The organism is Kitasatospora sp. NPDC028055, assembly GCF_040637885.1.
Lineage (GTDB): Bacteria > Actinomycetota > Actinomycetes > Streptomycetales > Streptomycetaceae > Kitasatospora.
In genome coordinates, this window is the sequence record NZ_JBEZXE010000103.1 from 1 (window position 1) to 4,549 (window position 4,549).

7 protein-coding genes are annotated in these 4,549 nt (G+C 72.5%); 4 read left to right on the forward strand and 3 right to left on the reverse strand.

Annotated elements, in window-relative coordinates; all coding sequences use genetic code 11:
* Window positions 1-102 precede the first annotated feature (102 nt).
* Together AB0F71_RS39700 and AB0F71_RS39705 are read left to right on the forward strand one after the other, a co-directional pair.
* A complete protein-coding gene (locus AB0F71_RS39700) occupies window positions 103-357 on the forward strand; it encodes a hypothetical protein (protein WP_360246140.1) in 255 nt (84 codons plus the stop codon).
* A complete protein-coding gene (locus AB0F71_RS39705) occupies window positions 345-512 on the forward strand; it encodes a hypothetical protein (RefSeq protein ID WP_360246143.1) in 168 nt (55 codons plus the stop codon). The genes AB0F71_RS39700 and AB0F71_RS39705 overlap by 13 nt, the downstream gene beginning before the upstream one ends.
* A gap of 41 nt (window positions 513-553) precedes the next feature.
* Here the strand turns inward: AB0F71_RS39705 and AB0F71_RS39710 are convergent, their stop codons facing one another.
* The 3 genes from AB0F71_RS39710 to AB0F71_RS39720 form a co-directional block, all read right to left on the reverse strand.
* On the reverse strand, window positions 554-781 hold the full coding sequence (locus tag AB0F71_RS39710) for a hypothetical protein (RefSeq protein WP_360246146.1): 228 nt from the start codon (window positions 779-781) through the stop codon (window positions 554-556).
* Entirely contained in the window at window positions 778-1,650 is an 873-nt protein-coding gene (locus AB0F71_RS39715; RefSeq protein WP_360246149.1) for a hypothetical protein, read from the reverse strand. The genes AB0F71_RS39710 and AB0F71_RS39715 overlap by 4 nt, the downstream gene beginning before the upstream one ends.
* Window positions 1,651-1,858: 208 nt before the next feature.
* Entirely contained in the window at window positions 1,859-2,599 is a 741-nt protein-coding gene (locus AB0F71_RS39720) for an SMI1/KNR4 family protein (protein ID WP_360246152.1), read from the reverse strand.
* 45 nt (window positions 2,600-2,644) lie between these two features.
* Here AB0F71_RS39720 and AB0F71_RS39725 point away from each other — a divergent pair, with 45 nt between their 5' ends.
* Together AB0F71_RS39725 and AB0F71_RS39730 are read left to right on the forward strand one after the other, a co-directional pair.
* Window positions 2,645-3,463, forward strand: a complete 819-nt coding sequence (locus tag AB0F71_RS39725) for a methyltransferase domain-containing protein (protein WP_360246155.1) — start codon at window positions 2,645-2,647, stop codon at window positions 3,461-3,463.
* Window positions 3,464-3,706: 243 nt separating this feature from the next.
* The gene (locus tag AB0F71_RS39730; RefSeq protein ID WP_360246158.1) at window positions 3,707-4,411 is read left to right on the forward strand and encodes a DUF4328 domain-containing protein; all 705 of its coding nucleotides are present in this window, start codon (window positions 3,707-3,709) and stop codon (window positions 4,409-4,411) included.
* Window positions 4,412-4,549: the final 138 nt, after the last annotated feature.

The window sequence follows — 4,549 nt, forward strand, 5'->3', positions numbered from 1 at the left end:
GTTAACGTCGCACGACGGGTTCGGGAGGAGGCCGCTGGGAAAAGGGCCAGCCCACGGGCTGGCACCTCGCCCGGCGGCCCACCTCACGCTGGACGCCGCCGCGTGAGCGCCCCGATCGAGCCGGCCGATCCGTGCATCCGTACCTACACCGAGCCCGACATCACCCGTCTGCTCGCCGAACTCGCCGAGAGCGGGCGGAAGTTCGGCCTCCTCTGGCCCTCCGCCACCACTGACAGCGTCGTGGACGGCCGAGTCCTCGTCCGCTTCGGCAACGCGCCGACCAGCACGGTGCTCAACCTCCTCGCCCTCCTCCGCTCCCACGACACCACCGAGGACGACACCCCGTGCGACTCCTGATCGGCCTCGCCCTCCTCACCCTCCTGATCCTCGCCATCGCCGTCGTCGGCCTCGGTGCGGTCGCTGTCCTGCGGATGCCCCACCGCCCGGACGAAGTCACTCCCGCCGCGCCTCCCGCCGCGCCTCCCACCCGCGACCGCCAACCGGTGGCCTGACTCGCTGAACCCCGCGCCGCCCGGTCGGACCCGCCGGGCGGCTACTGGTCGGACTCGTTGACATCCCTTACAGCGGTGGGCAGTTGGGATCCGCCGCGGCGGCGGAAGGACGCGGCGACGGTCTGAGCCACCTCGGCACGCTGGCGGGCGGTGCAGCCGGTCATCAGGCGTTCCAGGCGACGGAGCACGAGGACGTCACGCCACGCCCGGATCGCTCCGCTCACCACACCGCACAGCAGCGCGCCGGCCAGGGCAACGGTGGGGGTCATCGGACGGCCTCCGCCCAGTCCGAGGCGGGGGCGTCGGGAGGGCCCCCGTGATCGCAGAGGCCATGTCGCCTCAGGACGACCGTTCGACCGCCGATCATTGCGGTCGCCGAGGCGCTGTGGAGCTCGGCGGCGTCCACCGGATCGAGCCCGTCGGCCAGGCCGTGGGCCAGCATGGCGGCGAAGACCGCCTCCACGCTGTCGCCGCAGCACCATTCGATCACCAGGTCGGACCTGCCGTGGGTGTGACAGTTGGCCACTCCGTGAGCGGCGGCGGCCCGGTTCAGCAGGGCCGGACGCCGCAGGAGCCTGCTCCACAGCAGATCGCGGACGTCCGGGGCGTCGGCCTGGTCCCATTTGTCGGCGCGGGTGACTTCGGCCTGGTGGACCGGTATCACGAACTCGCCCGGGAGCTCGCGGGGCGCCCCGAGCGGCGCGCCGTCGGCTCGCAGCAGAGTGATGCGGGCAGGGAGGATCGCGCTCTCGATCACGAGCCGCCCGCTTCGGACGGACCATCGCACGCCGGCGACTCCCCCGACCATGCGGTGCGTTGCCATCGGGCCGACCAGCAGTTGGCCCACCGCCTCGTCGGCCATCGCCGGGTGGAGGTGCAGCGTGAGCCCGTCTCCGTCGTGCGTCGTGAAGAGGACCCCCAGCACGGCACCGTCGCGCTGACGATCGCGGAACACGTTGGCGAGAGCGCTCACCACCATGGCCTCGAAGCGCAGTTGGCCAGGATCGGTGGTGTCGGATACCGAGTGTTTGATGAAGACCCTGACCTGCCCAGCGAGTTCACGAGACCGCCAGAGTGGCAGACCGCTCAGCCGCTGGATGCGCCTGGCCAGACGGGTGACATTGTCCGACGCGGACATGCGACTCCAATCCCCCCACGGAGCCGTCCGGCGGCGGCTGGAGAGACAGGTGCGTCTGTCTGTGCGTACGGATGAAGAGGGGTGACGCCTGCGGGTGACTCTCCGGAGCCCTTCGCCCACCCCGGCCGCCGGTGACCGAGTGTGTGGACCTGTTGCCACATCAACGCAACCAGCTTACACACGCCAGGGGTTGGCCCGTCGTGAATCCTCAGTAACCGCAGTTCTCCTCGCCCCAGGTGTCGAACCAGCGCAGCCAGATGGGCGTGTCCTTGCCGTGGTGGTGGTGCCTCCTGTCGGCCTCTCGCTGTTCCGGGGTGATCAGGGGTTCCGAGCGGGCCAGCCAGTCGAGGTACCACTCGGCGAAGGTGGCCGGGCGGCCGTCGTCGGTCAGGAGCGGGTTGAGGCGGTCGCAGGTCGGGCGGCCGTCGAACCACATGGTGCCGCGGTGCGGGCCGGTGACGACGAGCAGGGCGGAGAAGCCGTGGCCGTGGCCCTTGAGGAACACGGCGCCGGTGACCCGGTCCGCCTCCGCCGCCTCGGCGGCCTCCTCCCAGGCGGTGCGGGCGGCGAGCCACTCCTCCGGGCGCCGGTGGTCCTCCTCGCGCGGGGGGTTGTCCCATACCGCGTCGGCCGTCGCCAGTGCGCGGTCGTGATCGGGGAACGGCGTGCCCAGCCGGGAGCGGTCGGTGTGCTCGTCACCCGCCCAGTGCCAGCCGTCCGGGCCGTGCCGCAGTTCCCTGGGGAAGCAGCCGCCCGCGCTGACCCGGAGCAGGAAGTCGCGGTAGTCGGTCGGGAAGGTGATGCCGAACTGGCGCTCCGCCCCGCCGACCTGGGCCTCGGTGAGCGGTGGCGCCGGAGCTTCACCAGCCGCCCCGCCGCGGTACCCGGCCCGCTTCTCGTACAGCGCGCGCAGCCGCTTTCCCACCTGGTCCCAGTCCGTGTTCAGCACGGTCGGTCACCCTAGCGACCGGCCTGCGCTCCTACACTGGCAGCCATGGCGGACCCGCAGCCCTTCTCGGCCTTCCACATCCCCAATGCCGACCCGGCGACCACCGACCGGCTGGTCACCGCGCTGGACGTCCAGGCCGCCAACCCCGGGGTGCGGCGGCTGCGCGAGTGGGCGCACGCGCGCCTGGCGGTGCGCCCCGGCGAGCGGGTGCTGGACATCGGCTCCGGCACCGGTTCGGAGACCCTCGTCCTCGCGGCGGCGGTCGGCCCGGACGGCACCGCGACCGGGCTCGAACCCAACCCGGGCCTGCGCGCCGTCGCCGAGCGCCGCGCCGCCGAGGCGGGCAGCGCCGCCCGTTTCCTCGACGGCGACGCGCTCGCCCTGCCGCTGCCCGACGGCGAGTTGGACGCGGTCCGGTGCGAGCGCGTCCTCCAGCACCTGGACGATCCGGCGCAGGCCGTGGCGGAGATGGCCAGAGTGCTGCGGCCGGGCGGACGGGTCGCCCTGCTGGACACCGACTGGGCCACGCTCCTCCTCCACCCGGCCGGCCCGGAGGCCCACCCCGGGCTGGCCGCCGTCGCCCGGGCCGCCGCCAGTACCCCGGACGCCGGACGCCACCTGACGGGCTGGCTGGCCGCGGCGGGCCTGACCGTCGACCACGTCGGCGCCGACGTCCTGCTGCACGACCCTGACACCGTTCCCTGGCCGCTGCTGCGCGGCCTCGCCACGGCGGCCGTCGCCCGGGGGCTGCTCACCGAGGCGCAGCGCGACGACCTGTACGCCGAACTCACGGCGGCGGCCGAGCGGGGCGCCTTCCACTTCTCCGTGACGATGTTCGCCGCGATCGCCCACCTGTCGGGCTGAGCCGATCGGAACGGTCAGGGGCGGAACGGGACGGTCCGGAAGGGCCTGTCCCGGTCTGTCCACCCGCCGAGTTCGCCTGCACAGGAAGTCGGCCCGGCCGACTTCCTGTGTATCCGCCCCGCTGTCCGAGCCTGCCGCCATACTGGCCGCGCACGCAGCTCGTGCACGTACTCGTGCACGTGGCGGCCGGGGCCGCCGAGGCGGCGCCCCGTCACCCCGGTCCACTCCAGGAGTCGTTCACCCATGTCCTCGCCCGCCGCGTACCGGTCGCCGAGATCGCTCGCCACCGCCGCCATCGTCCTGCTCGTCGTCTGCGGTGCGGTCACGCTGCTCCAACTCGTCGTCGACGTCCTCCGGTACCGGGCGGCGGGTGACCTGCCGGGCGCCGTCGAGTTCGGCGACGACAGCGCGTTCGGCCTCTCGCACTGGCTCGACCTGATCGCGTACCTGCTGTACAGCCTGACCCTGGTGGGTGCGATGGTCACCTTCCTCAGCTGGTTCCACCGGGTGCGGGTGAACGCCGAGTGGCTGAGCCCGCGCGGGCACCGGCACAGCCGGGGCTGGGCGATCGGTGGCTGGTTCACGCCCGTGATCTTCCTCTGGTTCCCCTGGCGGATCGCCTGCGACATCTGGCAGGCCGGCGTCCGGCCGGATGCCTCCGGGGTGCGGACGCCGCTCCCGACGACGCTGATCAACCTCTGGTGGGTCAGTTTCTGCCTGGCCAACATGGTGGACGCGCTGGGCAACCAGGACATCGACGCGGCGCGCTACCCGGACGCCTACCAGCAGGGTGCGGCCTGGCTGATCGCCTCCGACGTGCTCGAACTGGTCGCCGCCGTCCTCGCCGTCCTGGTGGTCAGCAAGGTGACGGCCATGCAGGAGGAACGTTTCGCCGAGCACACCGCCGCCACCTCGTACGGGGTGCACGTCTCGGCCGTCGAGAGCTGAGCCGCCCCCACTCCACGACGCGGGCGCACAGGAAGTCGGTCCAGCGACTCTGCTGGCGAAGTCGGTTGGGGTGGTTGTGGGACAGTAAGTGCCTGTTGATTTGGGTGGGTTGGCTGACTGTGGGGGTGGGTCGTGCTG